Source organism: Streptomyces antarcticus (genome assembly GCF_026627255.1).
Classification (GTDB): Bacteria; Actinomycetota; Actinomycetes; order Streptomycetales; family Streptomycetaceae; genus Streptomyces; species Streptomyces antarcticus.
In genome coordinates this window covers 156,090-176,130 of the sequence record NZ_JAPNLM010000009.1, presented here as the reverse complement: position 1 = coordinate 176,130, position 20,041 = coordinate 156,090, and the positions used below count along the sequence as shown (strand labels likewise).

Sequence of the window (20,041 nt, the reverse complement as noted above, 5' to 3'; positions counted from 1 at the left end):
CCGTGACGGCCCTCGTCCCTCCGGACGGAAGTGACATCCCGCCGGAGGAAGAGTTCAGCCTCATGACCACACCGCCGCAGTACCGCCCGGTACCCGCCCAGGTCGACCTGCCCGCCCTCGAGCACGCCGTCCTCGACTTCTGGCGCGAGAGCAAGACCTTCGCCAAGACCCTGGAGCAGTCCGAGGGCCGCCCCGAGTGGGTCTTCTACGAGGGCCCGCCCACCGCGAACGGCATGCCCGGCGCGCACCACATCGAGGCCCGCGTCTTCAAGGACGTCTTCCCCCGGTTCCGCACGATGCGCGGCTACCACGTGGCCCGCAAGGCCGGCTGGGACTGCCACGGCCTGCCCGTCGAGCTCGCCGTCGAGAAGGAGCTCGGCTTCAACGGCAAGAAGGACATCGAGGCGTACGGCATCGCCGAGTTCAACGCCAGGTGCCGCGAGTCCGTGACCCGCCACACCGACGCGTTCACCGAGCTCACGACCCGCATGGGCTACTGGGTCGACCTGGACGACGCCTACCGGACCATGGACCCCGAGTACGTCGAGTCCGTGTGGTGGTCGCTGAAGGAGATCTTCAACAAGGGCCTGCTCACGCAGGACCACCGCGTCGCCCCCTGGTGCCCCCGCTGCGGCACCGGCCTGTCGGACCACGAGCTGGCCCAGGGCTACGAGACGGTCGTCGACCCCTCGGTCTACGTCCGCTTCCCGCTGACCTCCGGCCCGCTCGCGGGCGGGGCGGCCCTCCTCGTCTGGACGACGACCCCCTGGACCCTGGTGTCCAACACCGCCGTCGCGGCGCACCCGGAGGTCCGGTACGTCGTGGCCACCGACGGGACCGAGAAGGTGGTCGTCGCCGAGCCGCTGCTGGAGAAGTCCCTCGGCGAGGGCTGGTCGGCCACCGGCGAGTCCTTCACCGGCAAGGAGATGGAGCGCTGGACCTACCAGCGCCCCTTCGAGCTGGTGGAGTTCCCGAGCACCGGCGAGGGAACCGATGGGGGAAGCCCGGAGCCGGCGCACTACGTCGTCAACGCCGAGTACGTCACGACCGAGGACGGCACCGGTCTCGTCCACCAGTCCCCCGCCTTCGGCGCCGACGACCTCGCGGTCTGCCGCGCGTACGGCCTGCCCGTCGTGAACCCGGTCCGCCCCGACGGCACCTTCGAGGAGGAGGTCCCGCTCGTCGGCGGCATCTTCTTCAAGAAGGCCGACGAGAAGCTCACCGCCGACCTCGACGCGCGCGGCCTGCTCTTCAAGCACATCGCCTACGAGCACAGCTACCCGCACTGCTGGCGCTGCCACACGGCGCTGCTCTACTACGCGCAGCCGTCCTGGTACGTCCGCACCACCGCCGTCAAGGACGCGATGCTGCGGGAGAACGAGAAGACCAACTGGTTCCCGGACTCCGTCAAGCAGGGCCGCTTCGGCGACTGGCTCAACAACAACATCGACTGGGCGCTGTCCCGCAACCGGTACTGGGGCACCCCGCTGCCGATCTGGCGCTGCGAGGAGAACCACCTCACCTGCGTCGGCTCCCGCGCGGAGCTGTCCGAGCTGACGGGCACCGACCAGTCGGCGCTGGACCCGCACCGCCCGTACATCGACGACGTCACCTTCACCTGCACGCACGAGGGCTGCGCGCTGGAGGCCGTCCGCGTTCCGGAGGTCATCGACGCCTGGTACGACTCGGGTTCGATGCCGTTCGCGCAGTGGGGCTACCCGTACAAGAACAAGGAGGTCTTCGAGAAGCGCTACCCGGCGCAGTTCATCTCGGAGGCCATCGACCAGACCCGCGGGTGGTTCTACACCCTCATGGCGGTCGGCACCCTCGTCTTCGACAAGTCCGCGTACGAGAACGTGGTCTGCCTCGGCCACATCCTGGCCGAGGACGGCCGCAAGATGTCCAAGCACCTGGGCAACATCCTGCAGCCGATCCCGCTGATGGACCAGCACGGCGCGGACGCCGTCCGCTGGTTCATGGCGGCGGGCGGCTCCCCGTGGGCGGCGCGGCGCGTCGGCCACGGCACGATCCAGGAGGTCGTGCGCAAGACCCTCCTCACGTACTGGAACACGGTGGCCTTCCAGGCGCTGTACGCCCGTACGTCGAACTGGGCCCCGTCCTCGGCCGACCCGGCGCCGGCCGACCGCACGGTGCTCGACCGGTGGCTGCTGTCCGAACTCCACACCCTCGTCGCCGAGGTGACGGAGGCGATGGAGTCGTACGACACCCAGCGCGCCGGCAAGCTGCTGTCCGCGTTCGTCGACGACCTCTCCAACTGGTACGTCCGCCGCTCGCGCCGCCGCTTCTGGCAGGGTGACGCGGCCGCGCTGCGCACGCTCCACGACGTGGTGGAGACGGTGACCCGCCTGATGGCCCCGCTGACGCCCTTCATCACGGAGCGGGTCTGGCAGGACATGATCGTCCCGGTCACCCCGGAGGCGCCGGAGTCCGTGCACCTCAGCTCCTGGCCGGAGTCGGACACCGCGCAGGTCGACCCGGAGCTCTCCCGCCACATGCAGCTGGTGCGCCGCCTGGTCGAGCTGGGCCGCGCCACCCGCGCGGAGTCGGGCGTGAAGACCCGTCAGCCGCTGTCGCGCGCCCTGGTCGGGGTCACGGGCTTCGACGCCCTCTCCCCCGAACTGAGGTCCCAGATCACGGAGGAGCTGAACGTCTCCTCCCTGGCCTCCCTCTCCGAGGTCGGCGGGTCCCTGGTGGACACCACGGCCAAGGCCAACTTCCGTGCGCTGGGCAAGCGTTTCGGCAAGGGCGTACAGGACGTGGCGAAGGCGGTGGCCGCCGCCGACGCGGCGGCCCTGTCCCTGGCCCTGCGGTCCGGCTCCGCCGAGGTCGAGGTGAACGGCGAGACGGTGGCCCTCACCCCGGAGGAGGTCATCATCACCGAGACCCCGCGCGAGGGCTGGTCGGTCGCCTCGGACTCCGGGGCGACGGTCGCCCTGGACCTGGAGATCACCCCCGAGCTGCGGCTGGCGGGCCTGGCCCGTGACGCGATCCGCCTGATCCAGGAGGCCCGCAAGAACTCCGGCCTGGACGTGGCGGACCGGATCGCCCTGCGGTGGTCCTCGCCGGAGCCCGAGGTCGTGACGGCGCTGACCGACCACGCGGCCCTGATCTCCGACGAGGTCCTGGCGGTGGACTTCGCCCCCGGCGAAGCGGACGCCGCGTACGGCGCCCCCTTCACGGACGAGCCCCTCTCCCTCACCTTCCACCTCCGCAAGGCGTAACCCCACCCCCAGCGGCCCGTACCCACCCTCCCGGGGGGGTACGGGCCGCTCCCGTTTCCCCGAGTCCCCCGCGCCTCGGCATCCGGCGGGGCTCAGACCTCCGGGGCTCCGCCCCAGGGCGGTGGGCCGCACCCGCCCGACGGCAGCGACACCGGCCCCAGCCACCGGCCGGCACCGGCACCGGCACCGGGACACACGAAACGGGCCGGGCCCGGCACCCCCGAAGGGGAACCGGGCCCGGCCCGTGAAGCGACTGTGCCGACGCCGAACGCGGCGCCTAGTTGTCGTCCTCGTCGATCAGGAAGCCCCGCATGGGAGACGGCGCCTGCATCGGCTGCGGCGCAGCCGGCCGCACCGGAGCCATCGGCTGGGTCATCGCCGGGGACATCTGCTGCTGGTTGCCGCCGTAGGACGGGGCACCCATCGGGGAGGGACCGCCCATGGAGGACGGGCCGCCCATCGACGGGCCGCCCATGGACGGGCCTCCCATGGAGTGGCCCATCGCACCGGCCGGAGCCATCGAGGGCGACGGCGACGGCGGCAGCGAGGGGGCACCCGGGTTGCGCGGCGGGGCCAGGGAGTCGTCGGCCTGGGTCTCCAGCTGACGCAGCTGCGACTCCAGGTAGGACTTCAGACGCGTGCGGTACTCGCGCTCGAAGCCCCGCAGGTCCTCGACCTTGCGCTCCAGCGTGGCGCGGGCGGACTCCAGGGAGCCCATCGCGACGCGGTGCTTCTCCTGCGCGTCCCGCTCCAGCGCGTCGGCCTTGGCGCGGGCGTCCCGCTCCAGACCCTCGGCGCGCGACCGGGCCTCACCGACGATCTTGTTGGCCTCGGCACGGGCCTCCGCGATCGCCTGGTCGGCGGTCTGCTGCGCCAGCGACAGGACGCGGGCGGCGCTGTCGCCACCGGGGCTCTGCTGCGGAAGCTGCTGGGGCTGCTGCTGGTGCATCTGCTGGCCCATGGGCTGCATCTGCTGCCCCATCGGCTGCATCTGCTGCCCCATGGGCTGCATCTGCTGGCCCATCGGCTGGCCGAGCGGGTTCTGGCCGCCCATCGACTGCTGCTGCTGGGGCTGCTGCTGGTGCTGCTGCTGCTGCTGCATGGACTGCTGGCCCATGCCCTGCGGTCCACCCATCGGGTGCTGCTGCATGGGGCCGCCCATCGGGCCCGGACCCTGCGGTCCGTTCCCGCCGGGGCCCGGCGGCAGCTGCGGCTGGCCGCCCGGCAGCTGGGGCGGGCCCATCTGGGGCTGCTGCTGCTGCGGCGGGCCGGATATGGCCGCGGGCACGGGGGCGCCGGGGCCTCGCTGGTCCTGGGGTTCCGGCTTGCGCATGCCCTGCTGCTGCTGGTTCTGCGCGGCGGCACGCGTGGCGGCGGCCAGCTTGGCGCGCAGGTCCTCGTTCTCGCGCAGCAGGCGCGTCAGTTCGGACTCGACCTCGTCGAGGAAGGCATCGACCTCGTCCTCGTCATAGCCTTCTCGGAGGCGGACGGTCGTGAACTGCTTGTTCCGCACGTCCTCGGGGGTCAGCGGCATCTCTTCTTCACCTCTACGTAGTCGTCGGCAGTCGGCAAGACCGTATCGGGACTGTCCCCGCGCCTGCGGGGGAGCACATCGTTCACACGCTTCTCGCAGCGGTGCTCACGAAACTGATGAGGATGTAAACGATGATCATCAGAACGAAGAAGGACAGGTCGAGTGCCACGCCCCCGAGACGCAACGGCGGGATGAAACGCCGAAGAAGCTTGAGCGGTGGATCGGTGACAGTGTAGGTGGCCTCCAAAACGACCACCATCGCCTTGCCGGGTGTCCATGAACGTGCGAACTGAAACACGTAGTCCATGACCAGTCGGAAGATCAGCACGATGAGGAAGCACATCAGCGCGATGTAGACGACCTGTAGTGCGACACCCATCCCGCGCTTCCCTCTCCCCAGCTTCCGCTCTGTTCCCGGTCCCGTATCTGACGGATCGGTCTAGCTTTGGTTGAAGAACCCGCCCTCCGCGATGCGGGCCTTGTCCTCCGCCGTGACATCGACGTTAGCAGGCGACAGCAGGAACACCTTCTGTGTCACGCGTTCAATGCTGCCGTGCAGACCGAAGACGAGACCGGCGGCGAAGTCCACGAGACGCTTCGCATCCGTATCGTCCATCTCCGTGAGATTCATGATCACCGGAGTGCCCTCACGGAAGTGTTCCCCGATGGTACGGGCCTCGTTGTAGGTCCGGGGGTGCAGCGTCGTGATGCGGTACGGCTCCCGCTCGGAGACGACCTTGGGCATGATCACGGGGGCGTTCTTCTCCAGGTTCGAGCGATCGGGTGTGATGGATGCCACGGGGGCGATTCGCGCAGGACGTCCGTTTTCAACCGGAATTGGGATGGGTTCCCGCTGCGCTGGTGGCTGTGCGACTCGTACCGGTTCGTCCGATACGGGCGCTTGGTGAACAGGCTGCGGTCGGCGGTCCCGGTCTCGGGCTCGCTCGGGTTCCGGCTCGGGCTCGAACTCGTCGTCGGGGTCGTACCCCGGGTTGTCGTACCGGTCGTCCTCCACGAGGCCGAGGTAGACCGCCATCTTGCGCATCGCGCCGGCCATTCTCTGAGTCCTCCGCTCTGTGGTGGATCGCCCTGTCGCAGGTGCCGCTGTGTCACGAATGTCACCAACTGCCCGCGATCCACGTGGTCTGCCCGCCCATCAGCGGGAATGACCATATTTTCTGCTGTGGTCCGACTTTCTTCGCGACGTTACCCGAGCCGGGGTCTCGCGCCGAGTACCGCAGTGCCGACGCGTACATGTGTCGCACCGGCCGCCACGGCCTGTTCCAGGTCTGCGCTCATCCCGGCCGAGACCATCGTGGCAGCCGGATGGTCCGCGCGCAGCCGGGATGACAATTCCACCAGCCGCTCGAAAGCGGCCTGTTCGCGTCCCGCGTACGGACCGGCCAGCGGCGCGACGGTCATCAGCCCGTCGATCCGCAGTCCGGGCGAGCCGGCCACGAGGGCCGCCAACTCCGCGAGCTGCTCCGGTGCGGCGCCCCCGCGGGCCCCCCGTCCGCCCGACTCGGCGTCGAGGGCGATCTGTACGAGGCAGCCGAGCTCCCGGCCCGCGTGCGCGGCGGCCGCGGACAGGGCCGTCACGAGCTTGGGCCGGTCGACCGACTGCACCAGGTGCGCGTATCCCGCCACGGAACGGACTTTGTTGGTCTGCAACTGGCCGACGAAGTGCCAGGTGAGCGGCAGGTCCGCGCAGGCCTCCGCCTTGGGGGCGGCGTCCTGGTCGCGATTCTCCGCCACATGACGGACACCCAGGTCCGCCAGCAGCCGTACGTCACTCGCCGGGTAGGTCTTGGTGACCACGATGAGGGTCACCTCGTCCCGCCCGCGTCCCGCCGCCGCACAGGCCGACGAGAGGCGTTCCTCCACCCGCGCCAGGTTTTCGGCGAGTTCCGACTCACGGTCCGTCATTTTTCAGTCCAACCAGACATATCCGGCAAGCCGCCCGGTCACCCGGTCGCGGCGGTACGAGAAGTGGTCCCGCGACTCCAGTGTGCAGACCGGGGAACGGCGACTCTCCATCACCCCCGCCTCCGCGAGCTGCGCGTGGACTCCGGCGACCACGTCGACGGCCGGTGTGCCCCAGCTGGTCTCGGCCCGGGCGGCCGGCACCACCGCGGCGACCTCGTCCCGCATTGCGGCGGGCACCTCGTAGCAGCGGCCGCAGACCGCGGGTCCGGTACGGGCGGTGATCCGGCCCGGCTCGGCCCCGAGGGCCACCATCGCCTCGACGGCGGCGGGCACGACCCCGGCGACCAGCCCCGGCCGCCCGGCGTGCGCGGCGCCCACGACCCCGGCGACGGGGTCGGCCAGCAGGACGGGCGTGCAGTCGGCGGTGAGCACGGCGAGGGCGAGCCCCCGGCGGGCGCTCACCACGGCGTCCACGCGGGGGATGTCCGCGTCGGCGGCCCACGGTCCGTCGACCACCGCGACGTCCCGGCCGTGCACCTGGTTCATCCAGACCACCCGGCCGGGCTCGATGCCCAGGGACCCCGCCGCCCGGACCCGGTTCGCGAGAACGGCGGCAGGGTCGTCTCCGACCGCGCCGCCGAGGTTGAGCTCTTCGTACGGAACGGCGCTCACTCCGCCCCACCTGTCGGTGAAGGCGAAGTGGGCGCCGCCCACGTGGTGCTGCTCCGGTGTCACTTCAAGAAGTCCGGGACGTCCAGTTCCTCGGCCGGGCTGTCCTGGTACGGCCGGGCCGTCGGGACCTGCGGCGCGGGGGCCTGGACCTCGACCGGGGCCGGCTCGACGGGGGCCGGGGGCTCCTCGCGCGGGGTGACCGAGCCGAGCCCGCCGAAGGCCGGACGGACCGGCTCCGCCGAGCGGACCGGCGCGGGTGCCGGCTCCTCGCGCTTCGTGGACGCGGCGCCGATGACGTTGTCCCGGCGGGCCGGGGGCTGTCCGCCGTCGAACCCGGCCGCGATGACGGTGACCCGTACCTCGTCGCCGAGCGCGTCGTCGATGACGGCGCCGAAGATGATGTTCGCCTCGGGGTGCGCGGCCTCGCTCACCAGCTGCGCGGCCTCGTTGATCTCGAAGAGACCGAGGTCCGAGCCACCGGAGATGGAGAGCAGCACGCCGCGGGCGCCGTCGATGGACGCCTCCAGCAGCGGCGAGGAGATCGCCATCTCGGCCGCGGCCACCGCGCGGTCGTCGCCGCGGGCCGAGCCGATGCCCATGAGCGCCGAGCCGGCCTCGGACATCACGGACTTGACGTCGGCGAAGTCGAGGTTGATCAGACCCGGGGTGGTGATGAGATCGGTGATGCCCTGGACGCCCGACAGCAGGACCTGGTCGGCCGACTTGAAGGCGTCGAGCACGCTGACCTGGCGGTCCGAGATGGACAGCAGCCGGTCGTTGGGGATGACGATGAGGGTGTCGACCTCTTCGCGGAGCTCGGCGATGCCGTCCTCCGCCTGGTTCGCCCGGCGCCTGCCCTCGAAGGTGAACGGCCGGGTGACCACACCGATCGTCAGGGCGCCCAGCGAGCGCGCGATGTTGGCGACGACGGGTGCGCCGCCGGTGCCGGTGCCGCCGCCCTCACCGGCGGTGACGAAGACCATGTCGGCCCCCTTGAGGACCTCCTCGATCTCCTCGCGGTGGTCCTCTGCCGCCTTGCGACCGACGGCCGGATTGGCGCCGGCGCCGAGGCCCCGGGTGAGTTCGCGGCCGACGTCGAGCTTGACGTCGGCGTCGCTCATCAACAGCGCCTGGGCGTCCGTGTTGATGGCGATGAACTCGACGCCCTTGAGACCGACCTCGATCATTCGGTTGATGGCATTGACACCACCGCCGCCGACACCGATGACCTTGATGACTGCGAGGTAGTTCTGCGGTGCTGCCACGTCGAAGGCCTCTCGCCTCGAGTTACGTGTCGCCGCCTCGCGGGCCTGCGTTGCGACGACTGATGCCGAAATAGGGACGGTTCTAACGCGCCGACCCGAACCCTCACCCTGAAGTTTAGGGTTAGGGGTGTGTCTGTTCCCTGGGTTCTTCCGAACAGGACACTAAGTCGACAAGTAGCGCGTGTTCAACGAACACGCCGAACCTCCCGTTTTTCTTTTCACCCTATGTGATCACCCGTATCGCTGGCCAACCAGGGTGCGTCGATGTTGGACCCGACGTCAACTCCCGGACACCGCAGGGGCGGTGGGGACGCTCACGTCGAAGTGATCGGCCTTGGGCGCGGCTTTCAGCAAAGCGGTCAACGCGCGCCCCTTCGCGTCGCTCTGTTCGCCGCTGCCCCAGGCCACGGTCCGCCCCCGGGTCAGCTCCAGCAGGACCGAATCGTAGGAACCCACCTTGACCTGCAAGGTCTCCTTGGCGACCGGCCCGGGGAGCGATCCGGCGACGAGGACGGCCTCGCGGAGCAGCCGCTCCTCGTCGAAGCGGCGGGCGCTCGGAGAGCCTCCCGCGTTCAATTCCAGCACCGGAACGCCCCCCGGTGCTTTCGGAACCGTGTCGAATCGCACACCCGAAGCGTCCACTTCCACGAAGTCGGCGCCCTTTTTGATGAGCAGGACGGGTTTGCGTTCCGTCACTTTCAGTCCGATTCCGTGCGGCCAGGCCCGTACGACATCGACCGAATCGATGCGGGACAGGCGCCCCCTGACACGGTTTTCGATCTCGTCGGTGTCCACGCTCACCAGGGGCGCGCCGACCGGGACCGCCGCCGCGGCCAGGACCTGCTCGGGGGTGAGCACGTCCGTGCCGGCGGCGGTGACCTTCTCGACGCGGAGCCAGGAGGAGCCGTAGAGCACCCAGGTGACGCCCCCGGCGAGGAGCACCGCGGCCACCAGGGAGGCCAGTACGGGGCCCCGGCGCACGCGCACGCCGGGGCCCCGCGGGCCGGACCTCTTCGACGACTTGGCGGGCTTCGGGGGCCCAGGGCGCCCGGGAGCGCCGGGGCCCTTGCGGGAGGGCCCGCCAGAACCCGGTGTGCCGCGCTGTGCGGTCGTCGCTCCGGCCACTCCTGTGCCTCCTGCGTCTGTGCGTTCCCGCCTCAGCGGGCCCGGTGTGCCGCGATCGCCTCGTACACCATGCCGACCAGCAGCTCGTCGGCGTCCCGGCGGCCGAACTCGCCGGCGGCGCGGGACATCTCGTACAGGCGGTGCGGGTCGGACAGCACCGGGAGGACCTGGCCGAGCACCCACTCGGGCGTCAGCTCCGCGTCGTCCACGAGCAGGCCGCCGCCGGCCTTGACCACCGGCTGGGCGTTGAGCCGCTGTTCGCCGTTGCCGATCGGCAACGGGACGTAGGCGGCCGGGAGCCCGACGGCGGACAGTTCGGCGACGGTCATCGCACCCGCGCGGCACAGCATCATGTCGGCGGCGGCGTACGCGAGGTCCATCCGGTCCACGTACGGTACCGGCACATAAGGCGGCATCCCGGGCATGTTGTCGACACGCGGCAGTTCGTTCTTCGGGCCCACCGCGTGCAGGATCTGGATCCCGGAGCGCTGGAGGGTCGGGGCGACCGCCTGGATCACCTCGTTGAGGCGGCGGGCGCCCTGCGAGCCGCCGGAGACGAGCAGCGTCGGCAGGTGGGGGTCCAGGCCGAACGCGGCGCGCGCCTCGGGGCGTACGGCGGCCCGGTCGAGGGTGGAGATCGTGCGGCGCAGCGGGATGCCCACGTAGCGGGCGCCGCGCAGCTTGCTGTCGGGGGTGGAGACCGCGACGGCGTGGGCGTACCGGGAGCCGATCTTGTTGGCCAGTCCGGGCCGGGCGTTGGCCTCGTGGACGATGATCGGCACCCCGAGCCGCTTGGCCGCGAGGTAGCCGGGCAGGGCCACGTAGCCGCCGAAGCCGACGACGCAGTCGGCCTTGGTGCGGATGAGGATCTCCTCCGCGGCCTTGATGGTGCCGCGCAGCCGTCCCGGGACGGTGATCAGCTCCGGGGTGGGCTTGCGGGGCAGCGGTACGGCGGGGATCAGGCCCAGCTCGTAGCCGCGTTCCGGCACCAGGCGGGTTTCCAGTCCGCGCTCCGTGCCGAGGGCGGTGATGCCCACTGAAGGGTCCTGCCTGCGCAGGGCGTCCGCGAGGGCGAGCGCCGGCTCGATGTGGCCGGCGGTCCCCCCACCGGCGAGTACGACATGCACCGAAATTCACCGCTCTCCGGACGGACGCTTCTTGACGCGCCGTCTCATCGATTTCCATCTCACCCCGGTCCGCCTCCAGCCGCTTTTCGGCTGCCGCATCGCGAGGGCCGCGCGTGCCGCCGGCTCCTCCCGCGCGAAGGCGATGAGCAGTCCGACCGCGAACATCGTCGGCAGCAGGGCCGACCCCCCGTAGGAGAACAGCGGGAGCGGGACTCCGGCGATCGGCAGCAGGCCGAGCACCGCACCGATGTTGATCACGGCTTGCGCCGTGATCCAGGTGGTCACGCCTCCCGCGGCAAACCGTACGAAGGAGTCCTCCGTGCGTCCGGCCACGCGGATACCCGCATAGCCTAGGGCCGCGAACAGGGCGAGTACCGACAGCGTCCCCGCCAGACCCAGTTCCTCCCCGGTGATGGCGAAGATGAAGTCGGTGTGGGCTTCGGGTAGTTGGCCCCATTTTTCCACACTGGCTCCCAGGCCGGAACCGAACCAGCCGCCCGAGGCGAGGGCGTAGATCCCGTGCACGGCCTGCCAGCAAAGGTCGTTCTTGCCCGGTTCTGTCGCGCCGAGGCACGCCATCCGGTCCATCCGGTGCGGGCTCGTCTTGATCAGAAGTGCGACGATCACACCCGCGAACGCCAGCACCCCCACGAACAGCCGCGTCGGGGCGCCCGCGAGCCACAGCAGGCCGAACAGGATCGCCCCGAGGATCATCGCGGTGCCCATGTCGCCGCCGAGCATGATCAGTCCGAGCAGCAGGAACGCCACCGGGACCAGCGGCACCAGCAGGTGCTTCCACTGGCTCAGCAGGTTCTTGTCGCCCTTGCGCGCGAGCAGGTCGGCGCCCCACAGGATCAGTGCCAGCTTGCCGAACTCACTGGGCTGCAACATGAACGGACCGCCAAGGGAGATCCAATTCTGGTTGCCGTTGATCGACACCCCTATCCCGGGAACCTGGACCAGGGCCATCAGGAACAGCGTGCCGGCGAGCACCGGATAGGACAGGGCCCGGTGCAGTTTGACCGGCATCCGGGAGGCGGCGAGCAGCAGGCAGCCGCCGATCAGGGCGGCCAGGAACTGCTTCTTGAAGAAGTAGGCGTCACCGAGGCCGAGCTGCAGCGCCTTGATCATGGAGGCCGAGTAGACCATCACGAGACCGAGCACGGTGATGAGCAGCGAGCTGCCGAAAATCAGGTAGTACGCGGTGAGCGGACGGTCCCAGGCCTTGCGCACCTGCTCCTGCGTACGCCGGAACCGGGCCAGCGGCCCGCGCCCGGCGGGCCGCTTCACACGCACCGCGGGGCGCTTGCGGCCCTGCGCCCTCGCGGCGGACGGCCGCCGCCCCGGAAGCATCTGCTTGGCCGGCATCTGTGATCTTCCCCTCCACTCGTACGGGGCGAGCAGCCGGCCGGAGGGAACCCGCTGCCGGAGCCTTCGGCCTAGGCGCTCTCGGCGGCCAGTTCGCGCACCGCGTCGGCGAACGCGTCCCCGCGCTTGTTGTAGTTCGCGAACATGTCCATGGACGCGCAGGCGGGCGCCAGCAGGACCGTGTCGCCGGGCTCGGCGAGCCGGGCCGCCTCCCGCACCGCCGCGAGCATCGCCCCAGTGTCGGTCCGGTCGAGGTCGGTGACCGGGACCTCGGGCGCGTGTCGCGCCAGCGCCTCGGCGATCAGCGCCCGGTCGGCGCCGATCAGCACGACGGCGCGCAGCCGCTTCGCGGACTTCCGTACGAGCTCGTCGAAGGTCGCGCCCTTGGCGAGGCCCCCGGCGATCCACACGACCGGCTCGAAGGCCGCGAGGGAGGCCTCCGCGGCGTGCGTGTTGGTGGCCTTGGAGTCGTCGATGTACGTGACGGAGGCGACCTCGTCCACGTACGCGACCCGGTGGGCGTCCGGTCGGAAGTTGCGCAGCCCGTCGCGCACCGCGCGCGGCTCGACGCCGAAGGCGCGGGCCAGGGCGGCCGCGGCGAGGGCGTTGGCGATGTTGTGCGGGGCGGGCGGGTTGACGTCCTCGACCTGCGCCAGCTCCTGGGCGTTCTTGTGCCGGTCGGCGACGAAGGCCCGGTCGATGAGGATGCCGTCGACCACGCCGAGCATGGAGGGGCCGGGGGCGCCGAGGGTGAAGCCGATCGCCCGGCAGCCCTCCTCGACGTCGGCCTGCACCACGAGGTCCTCGGTGGCCCGGTCGGCGACGTTGTAGACGCAGGCGACCGTGTTGCCCTCGTAGATGCGGCCCTTGTCGGCGGCGTACGCCTCCATCGAGCCGTGCCAGTCGAGGTGGTCGGGGGCCAGGTTGAGCACGGCCGCGGAGTGGGCGCGCAGCGACGGCGCCCAGTGCAGCTGGTAGCTGGAGAGCTCGACGGCGAGCACGTCGTACGCGCCCTCCTGGAGCACCACGTCGATGATCGGGGTGCCGATGTTGCCGACGGCCGCGGTCCGCAGGCCGGCGGCCTTGAGGATCGACGCCAGCATCTGGGTCGTGGTGGTCTTGCCGTTGGTCCCGGTGATCGCGAGCCAGGGGGCGGCGTTCTCGCCGCGCAGCTGCCAGGCGATCTCCACGTCGCCGACGACGTCGACGCCTGCCTTCGCGGCCGCCGCGAAGAGCGGGCTGTCGGGCTTCCAGCCGGGCGAGGTGACGACCAGGTCGGTCCCCTCGGGCAGGGTCTCGGCGTCCGCGAGGCGCACCGCGATCCCGGCGGCCTCCAGCTCCGCGGCGCGGGCGCGGTGGCCCTCGTTGTCGCCGCCGTCGACGACGGTCACCGATGCGCCGAAGCCGGCCAGGGCGCGGGCGGCACTGATGCCGCTCACGCCGAGACCGGCGACGGTGATGTTCTTGCCCTGCCAGGACGTCACTTGTCCGCTGCCCATCCCGCGTAGAAGAGACCGAGACCCACGATCACGCACATGCCCTGGATGATCCAGAAGCGGACCACCACAAGGACTTCGGACCACCCCTTGAGTTCGAAGTGGTGCTGCAGCGGTGCCATCCGGAAGACGCGCTTGCCGGTCAGCTTGAAGGAGCCGACCTGGATGACGACCGACATGGTGATGAGGACGAAGAGACCGCCGAGGAGCGCCATCAGGAACTCGGTGCGGGAGCAGATCGCGAGACCGGCGAGCGCGCCGCCGAGGGCAAGCGAGCCGGTGTCGCCCATGAAGATCTTCGCGGGCGAGGTGTTCCACCACAGGAAGCCGAAGCAGGCGCCCATCAGGGCGGAGGCGACGACGGCCAGGTCGAGGGGATCCCGGACCTCGAAGCAGGCGTTCGGGTAGGGCAGGGTCTGCGCGTTGGCGCAGGACTCCTGGTACTGCCAGACGCCGATGAAGGTGTAGGCGCCGAAGACCATCACGGCGGCGCCGGTGGCCAGGCCGTCCAGACCGTCGGTCAGGTTCACGCCGTTGGACATCGCCAGGATCATGAACAGGGCCCAGACCACGAACAGCACCGGGCCGATCGACCAGCCGAAGTCCGTGACGAACGACAGCCTGTCGGAGGCCGGGGTGAGCCCGCGCGAGTCCTTGAACTGGAGCGCGAGCACCGCGAACGCGATGCCGACGATCAGCTGCCCGGACATCTTCGCCTTGGCCCGCAGGCCGAGCGACCGCCGCTTGACGATCTTGATGTAGTCGTCGAGGTAGCCGACGACGCCCATGCCCGCCATCAGGAACAGCACGAGCAGGCCCGAGAGGCTCACCGGCTCGCCGGTGATGACCTTCGTCAGGGCGTACGCGATGAGCGTCGCCAGGATGAAGGAGATGCCGCCCATGGTGGGCGTGCCCTTCTTCCCGGCGTGGCCGCGCGGGCCGTCGTCGCGGATGAACTGGCCGTAGCCCTTGCGGGCCAGCAGCTTGATCAGCAACGGGGTGCCGACGAGCGTCAGGAACAGGCCGATGACTCCGGCGAACAGGATCTGCCTCATCGGTCGGCGACCTCGCCCTCGCGCTCCAGCAATGCCTGCGCGACCCGCTCCAGACCGATCGACCTCGAAGCCTTCACCAGCACGACGTCACCCGGGCGCAGCTCACTGCGCAACAGGTCGACCGCCGCCTGCGCGTCGGACACGACCACCGACTCCTCACCCCACGAACCCTCGTTATATGCGCCCAGTTGCAACCAGGACGCTTCCCTGCCCCCGACTGCGACGAGCTTGCTCACGTTGAGCCGGACGGCAAGCCGTCCCACCGCGTCGTGTTCGGCGAGCGATGCGTCACCGAGCTCGGCCATGGGGCCGAGCACCGCCCACGTGCGTCCCCCGTTCGCCCGCGCGGAGCCGCCCATCGCGGCAAGTGCGCGCAGAGCGGCCCGCATGGACTCCGGGTTCGCGTTGTAGGCGTCGTTGACGATCGTCACGCCGTCCGCCCGCTCGGTGACCTCCATCCGCCACCGGGACAAGGTGCCCGCCCCGGAGAGCGCGGTGGCGATCTCCTCGACGGACATGCCCAGTACATGGGCGACGGCGGCCGCGGCGAGCGCGTTCGACACGTGGTGCTCACCGTACAGCCGCAAGGTCACTTCGCCGCACCCGGTGGGTGTGTGGAGTGTGAAGGAGGGCTGTCCCGCGGCCGTCATGCGCACGTCGGTGGCCCGTACGTCGGCGTCCCCGGCCTCGCCGAAGAGGACCGTACGGGCCTTGGTGCGGGCGGACATGGGGCGTACGAGCGGGTCGTCGGCGTTGAGGACGGCGATGCCGCCCTCGGCCTCGGACGGCAGTGCCTCGACCAGCTCGCCCTTGGCCTGCGCGATCTGCTCGCGGCCGCCGAACTCGCCGATGTGGGCGGTGCCGACGTTCAGGACGAGCCCGATGCGCGGCGGGGTCAGGCCGGTGAGGTACGCGATGTGGCCGATCCCCCGGGCCCCCATCTCCAGCACCAGGTGCCGGGTCTCCGCGGTGGCCTTCAGGGCGGTGAGCGGCAGGCCGATCTCGTTGTTGAGGGAGCCGGGCGTCCACACCGTGGGCGCGTGGGCCTGGAGCACCTGGGCGATGAGGTCCTTGGTGGACGTCTTGCCGGCGGAGCCCGTCAGGGCCACCACGTCGGTGCCGAGGCGTTCGACGACGGCCCGCGCGAGGGCGCCGAGCGCCTTCTCCACGTCGGGCACGACGATGGCGGGCACGCCGACCGGCCGGGCGGCGAGGACGGCCGCCGCGCCCGCGGCGACCGCGCGCTCCGCGTAGTCGTGGCCGTCGACGTGCTCGCCGTCGAAGGCGGCGAAGAGGCTGCCGGCCTCCACCTGGCGGGAGTCGATGACGACGGGCCCGCTGATCCGCACCGACGGATCCGGTATGTCGTGGGGCCGCCCGCCGGTGATGTCGGCGATCTCGGCGAGGGAGAGGTCGATCACTGGTTCACCTCGGCCTGGGGGGCGTTCGTTGCTCTGCTCTGCGCAGCCTGGCGTTCGATCGCGGCGCGGAGCACCGTGCGGTCGTCGAAGGGGCGGACGGTGCCCGCGGTGTCCTGGCCCTGCTCGTGGCCCTTGCCCGCCACCACGACGGTGTCGCCGGGCTCGGCGCGCGCGACGGCGGCGGCGATGGCCGCGGCCCGGTCGGCGTCGACCAGGACGGTGCCGCGCTCGGCGGGCGGTACGGAGACGGCGCCTTCGAGCATCGCGGCGAGGATCGCGAGCGGGTCCTCGGAGCGCGGGTTGTCGGCGGTCAGGACGGCGGTGTCGGCGTACCGCGCGGCCGCGGCGCCCATGGGGCCGCGCTTGGTGGTGTCGCGGTCGCCGCCGCAGCCGAGCACGATGTGCAGCCGGCCCTCGGTGACCTCGCGCAGCGCGCGCAGGACGGATTCGACGGCGTCCGTCTTGTGCGCGTAGTCGACGACGGCGAGGTACGGCTGCCCCGCGTCCACCCGCTCCAGCCGGCCGGGGACCCCGGGGACCGCGGCGACGCCGTCGGCGGCGGTCTGCGGGTCGAGGCCGGCGGCGGCGAGGGTGACGATCGCGGCGACGGTGTTGGCGACGTTGAACGGGCCGGGCAGCGGGGCGGTGGCCCGGACGCGCTGTCCGGCGGGGCCGGTCAGGGTCAGGGTGGAGCTGGCCGGCCCGAACACCACGTCCTCGGCACGCCAGTCGGCGGCCGGGTCGCCGGCGGCGGAGAAGGTGGTGACCGGGATCGCCGCCTCCTTGGCCAGGCGGCGGCCGTACTCGTCGTCGAGGTTGACCACGCCGAGGCGGGCGCGGCGCGCGGTGAACAGCCGCGCCTTCGCCTGGAAGTAGTCCTCCATGTCGGAGTGGAACTCCATGTGCTCCGGGCTCAGGTTGTTGAAGACGGCGACGTCGAAGACGCAGCCGTCCACGCGCCCGAGCACCAGGGCGTGGCTGGAGACCTCCATGGCGACGGCCTCGACCCCGCGCTCGCGCATGACGGCGAACAGGGCCTGGAGGTCGGTGGCCTCGGGGGTGGTCCGCTCGGACTTGATCCGCTCGTCCCCGATGCGCATCTCGACGGTGCCGACGAGCCCGGTGCTGCGGCCCGCGGCGCGCAGGCCGCCTTCGACGAGGTACGCCGTGGTGGTCTTGCCGGAGGTGCCGGTGATGCCGATCTGGAGCAGGCCCTCGCCGGGCCGTCCGTAGATCGCCGCGGCCAGCTCGCCCACCCGGCCGCGCGGGTCCGCGGCGGTCAGGACGGGCAGTCCGGTCGCGGCGGCGCGTTCCGCCCCCGCGGGGTCGGTCAGCACGGCGGCCGCGCCGAGGCCGGCCGCCTGGGCGGCGAAGTCGGCGCCGTGGGTTCGGGCGCCCGGCAGGGCCGCGTACAGGTCTCCGGGGCGTACCGCACGGGAGTCGTGGGTGATGCCGGTGATCTGTGCGGCGGCCGGTTCCGGCAGGCCCAGCAGCGCTGCCAGCTCGCCCAGTGGCGTCGGGCTGGCGGACTCGGGCCGGGGCGCTCCCGGCGGCACTGCCGGGGCGTCCTTCTGGGTGGTTCTGGGCTGATCGGCGTGGGACACGGCGGTGAGCGTACCGGGCGCGGCGGGCCGCTCGCGAAGCGAGGGCCCGGCCCCGGTGCCGGCGGCGGGCTGGTTCCCTGGTTTCGGGGTGATCGTTGTCACTGGTGGTGCCTCACGCATTTCTGGCGGGCCGCCCGGGCGGTGGGTCACTGAGCGGGCTGCGGACTGGGCTGCGGGCCCGACTGCGGGCCGGGTTCGAAGGTGACCGGAAGTCCGGCGGGGGCGGTTCCGGAGGGGGCGACCTGGAGGGTCTTGAGGGCGAACTCCATGACCTTCTTGTAGATGGGGCCGCAGATCTGGCCGCCGAAGTAGCTGCCCTTCGTGGGGTTCTGGATGGCGCAGTAGACGGTGACGCGGGGGTTGTCGGCGGGTGCGAACCCGGCGAAGGAGGCGGTGTAGCCCTTGTAGCGGCCGGTGGCCGGATCCACCCGGTTGGAGGTGCCGGTCTTGCCGCCGACGCGGTAGCCGGGGATGCGGGCCTTGGTGCCGGTGCCGTCCTGGTCGTCGACCACGGACTCGAGCATCTCGGCGAGGGTCTTGGCGGTCTCCTTGCTGACCACCTGGCGCTGCTCCGGGGCCGGGGCCGGGGTGAAGCGGCCGTCGGGGCCCTTGGTGCCGCGCACGAGGGTCGGTTCGATCCGGACCCCGCCGTTGGCGATGGTCGAGTACACGGAGGCCGCCTGCATGGCGTTGAGGGACATGCCCTGGCCGAAGGGGATCGTGTACTGCTGCGAAGTGGACCAGTCCTCCGGCCGGGCGAGGATGCCGCGGGACTCCCCGGGGTAGCCCAGGCCGGTGGGCTGCCCCATGCCGAACTTGGTGAGGTAGGAGTGCAGCACCTTGTTGGCCTCGGGCTGGGTGCGGCCGAGCTGTCCGGTGGCCAGGATGGTGCCGATGTTGGAGGACTTGGCGAGGACCCCGTTGAGGGTCAGGTACCAGGTCGGGTGGTCGATGTCGTCCTTGAAGAGCCGGTCCCCGCGGTGGAGCCGGTTGGGGACCTCCACGTGCGTGGCGGGGGTGGCCTTCTTCTCCTCCAGTACGGCGGCCATGGACATCACCTTGGCGGTGGAGCCCGGCTCGTACACGTCCTGGAGGGCCGCGTTGCCCATGGCGGCGGAGCGGGCGCGGGTCAGGTCGTTGGGGTCGAAGCCGGGGGCGTTGGCCATGGCGAGGATCTCGCCGGTGAGGGTGTCCTGGACGATGACGTAGCCGCGGTCGGCCCCGGACTTCTGGACCTGCTCGGCGATGGCGCTCTGGGCCGCCCACTGGATGTCGCGGTCGATGGTCAGCTCGATGTCCTCGCCGGGTACGGCGGGCTTCTCGCTGGATCCGGCGGTGGGCACCCGGCGGCCGCCGGACTGGGCGTAGGTGACCTCGCCGTCCTTGCCGGACAGCTTCTTGTCGAGGGAGGACTCCAGGCCGCCGCCGCCCTTGCCCTCGGCGTTGACGTAACCCAGTATCCCGGCGGCGAGGTCGCCGCCCGGGTACACGCGCTTGCTGCTGTTCTCGTTGAACACGCCCGCCAGGACGTTGGCGCCGGGGCCGTTGTCGCGCTTGTCGGCGGCCGCCTTGTCCGCGAAGACCCGCTTGAGGTCCTTGATCTGGTTCCAGACCTGGGGGGTCTGGCGGTAGGCGATCACGACGTAGCGGGTGTTCGGGGTCTTCAGCCGGGCGGCGAGTTCCTTGGCGTCCTTGCCGAGGATGGGCGCGAGGAGGGCCGCGGCCTGCTCGGGGGCGTCCGGGGCCTTGCTGTCCTGCGGGGTGAACATCTTCGGGTCGGCGGTGATGTCGTAGGCGTCGACGCTGGTGGCCAGGGCCACGCCCTTGCGGTCGGTGATCTCACCGCGCTCGGCGGCCAGTTTGACGCTGGTGTAGCGGTTCTTGGAGGCCTCGGCGGAGAAGGCCGGTGCGTCGTACGCCTGCACCTGGAGCAGGCGTACGACGAAGGCGAGCATGACGAGGGTCAGGCCGACGCCGACCAGGCGCAGCCGGGGCCTGGGGCTGCCGAGCCGGATGGTGTGCGGCCTGGACGGTCCCGCCGGGCGGCGGGTCGCTGGCCGGGACGCGGGACGCGCGCCGGCCCGGGCCCGCTCCCCCGGCCGCGGCCGCCCGGGTCCGGGAACCCGCCGGCGCGGCGGCTCCGCCGGGCTCACGCCGCGCCCCCGGCGGGGCGGCGGCGGGCGCCGCGGATCGGGGCCGCTCCCGG

General features: G+C 71.4%; 15 protein-coding genes. 1 reads left to right on the top strand and 14 read right to left on the bottom strand.

The annotated features are described in order from the left end of the window. Positions 1-62: 62 nt before the first annotated feature. On the top strand, positions 63-3,242 hold the full coding sequence (ileS, locus tag OTB16_RS16320) for an isoleucine--tRNA ligase (RefSeq protein ID WP_267720926.1): 3,180 nt from the start codon (positions 63-65) through the stop codon (positions 3,240-3,242). 277 nt (positions 3,243-3,519) lie between these two features. On the opposite strand, the gene OTB16_RS16315 is transcribed toward ileS, so the two are convergent. The 14 genes from OTB16_RS16315 to OTB16_RS16250 form a co-directional block, all read right to left on the bottom strand. Beyond that, a complete protein-coding gene (locus OTB16_RS16315; RefSeq protein WP_267720925.1) occupies positions 3,520-4,776 on the bottom strand; it encodes a DivIVA domain-containing protein in 1,257 nt (418 codons plus the stop codon). 82 nt (positions 4,777-4,858) lie between these two features. Next, the gene (locus OTB16_RS16310; RefSeq protein WP_030155988.1) at positions 4,859-5,155 is read right to left on the bottom strand and encodes a YggT family protein; all 297 of its coding nucleotides are present in this window, start codon (positions 5,153-5,155) and stop codon (positions 4,859-4,861) included. A gap of 60 nt (positions 5,156-5,215) precedes the next feature. Further along, positions 5,216-5,833, bottom strand: coding sequence for a cell division protein SepF (locus OTB16_RS16305; protein ID WP_267720924.1), 618 nt, complete (start codon positions 5,831-5,833; stop codon positions 5,216-5,218). Positions 5,834-5,982: 149 nt separating this feature from the next. Continuing rightward, positions 5,983-6,702 (bottom strand): YggS family pyridoxal phosphate-dependent enzyme, encoded by a 720-nt coding sequence (locus OTB16_RS16300; RefSeq protein WP_267720923.1) that lies wholly within the window; start codon positions 6,700-6,702, stop codon positions 5,983-5,985. A gap of 3 nt (positions 6,703-6,705) precedes the next feature. After that, positions 6,706-7,437, bottom strand: coding sequence for a peptidoglycan editing factor PgeF (pgeF, locus tag OTB16_RS16295; RefSeq protein WP_383910394.1), 732 nt, complete (start codon positions 7,435-7,437; stop codon positions 6,706-6,708). Beyond that, on the bottom strand, positions 7,434-8,639 hold the full coding sequence (gene ftsZ / locus OTB16_RS16290; RefSeq protein ID WP_267720922.1) for a cell division protein FtsZ: 1,206 nt from the start codon (positions 8,637-8,639) through the stop codon (positions 7,434-7,436). Before ftsZ ends, pgeF begins: the two co-directional genes overlap by 4 nt. A gap of 279 nt (positions 8,640-8,918) precedes the next feature. Continuing rightward, on the bottom strand, positions 8,919-9,764 hold the full coding sequence (locus OTB16_RS16285; RefSeq protein WP_420717710.1) for a cell division protein FtsQ/DivIB: 846 nt from the start codon (positions 9,762-9,764) through the stop codon (positions 8,919-8,921). Between the two features lie 32 nt (positions 9,765-9,796). Next, entirely contained in the window at positions 9,797-10,891 is a 1,095-nt protein-coding gene (gene murG, locus OTB16_RS16280; RefSeq protein WP_267720920.1) for an undecaprenyldiphospho-muramoylpentapeptide beta-N-acetylglucosaminyltransferase, read from the bottom strand. A gap of 6 nt (positions 10,892-10,897) precedes the next feature. Then, the gene (gene ftsW, locus OTB16_RS16275; protein ID WP_267720918.1) at positions 10,898-12,259 is read right to left on the bottom strand and encodes a putative lipid II flippase FtsW; all 1,362 of its coding nucleotides are present in this window, start codon (positions 12,257-12,259) and stop codon (positions 10,898-10,900) included. A 71-nt stretch (positions 12,260-12,330) separates the two neighbouring features. After that, positions 12,331-13,758, bottom strand: a complete 1,428-nt coding sequence (gene murD, locus OTB16_RS16270) for a UDP-N-acetylmuramoyl-L-alanine--D-glutamate ligase (RefSeq protein WP_267720916.1) — start codon at positions 13,756-13,758, stop codon at positions 12,331-12,333. Then, complete coding sequence (gene mraY / locus OTB16_RS16265) at positions 13,740-14,810, bottom strand: phospho-N-acetylmuramoyl-pentapeptide-transferase (protein ID WP_267720915.1); 1,071 nt, start codon at positions 14,808-14,810, stop codon at positions 13,740-13,742. The genes murD and mraY overlap by 19 nt, the downstream gene beginning before the upstream one ends. Beyond that, positions 14,807-16,231: a UDP-N-acetylmuramoyl-tripeptide--D-alanyl-D-alanine ligase gene (locus OTB16_RS16260; RefSeq protein ID WP_267720913.1), complete on the bottom strand. Its 1,425-nt coding sequence runs from the start codon at positions 16,229-16,231 to the stop codon at positions 14,807-14,809. The genes mraY and OTB16_RS16260 overlap by 4 nt, the downstream gene beginning before the upstream one ends. Next, complete coding sequence (locus OTB16_RS16255) at positions 16,228-17,937, bottom strand: UDP-N-acetylmuramoyl-L-alanyl-D-glutamate--2,6-diaminopimelate ligase (RefSeq protein ID WP_267720912.1); 1,710 nt, start codon at positions 17,935-17,937, stop codon at positions 16,228-16,230. The genes OTB16_RS16260 and OTB16_RS16255 overlap by 4 nt, the downstream gene beginning before the upstream one ends. A gap of 44 nt (positions 17,938-17,981) precedes the next feature. Further along, the gene (locus OTB16_RS16250; RefSeq protein ID WP_267720911.1) at positions 17,982-19,988 is read right to left on the bottom strand and encodes a peptidoglycan D,D-transpeptidase FtsI family protein; all 2,007 of its coding nucleotides are present in this window, start codon (positions 19,986-19,988) and stop codon (positions 17,982-17,984) included. Positions 19,989-20,041: the final 53 nt, after the last annotated feature.

Coding starts and splice junctions, on each gene's coding strand:
- ftsW (WP_267720918.1), bottom strand. CDS start 12,259: ATGCCGGCCAAGCAGATGCTTCCGGGGCGGCGGCCGTCCGCCGCGAGG.
- OTB16_RS16305 (WP_267720924.1), bottom strand. CDS start 5,833: ATGGCCGGCGCGATGCGCAAGATGGCGGTCTACCTCGGCCTCGTGGAG.
- mraY (WP_267720915.1), bottom strand. CDS start 14,810: ATGAGGCAGATCCTGTTCGCCGGAGTCATCGGCCTGTTCCTGACGCTC.
- murD (WP_267720916.1), bottom strand. CDS start 13,758: ATGGGCAGCGGACAAGTGACGTCCTGGCAGGGCAAGAACATCACCGTC.
- OTB16_RS16310 (WP_030155988.1), bottom strand. CDS start 5,155: ATGGGTGTCGCACTACAGGTCGTCTACATCGCGCTGATGTGCTTCCTC.
- OTB16_RS16300 (WP_267720923.1), bottom strand. CDS start 6,702: ATGACGGACCGTGAGTCGGAACTCGCCGAAAACCTGGCGCGGGTGGAG.
- OTB16_RS16315 (WP_267720925.1), bottom strand. CDS start 4,776: ATGCCGCTGACCCCCGAGGACGTGCGGAACAAGCAGTTCACGACCGTC.
- ileS (WP_267720926.1), top strand. CDS start 63: ATGACCACACCGCCGCAGTACCGCCCGGTACCCGCCCAGGTCGACCTG.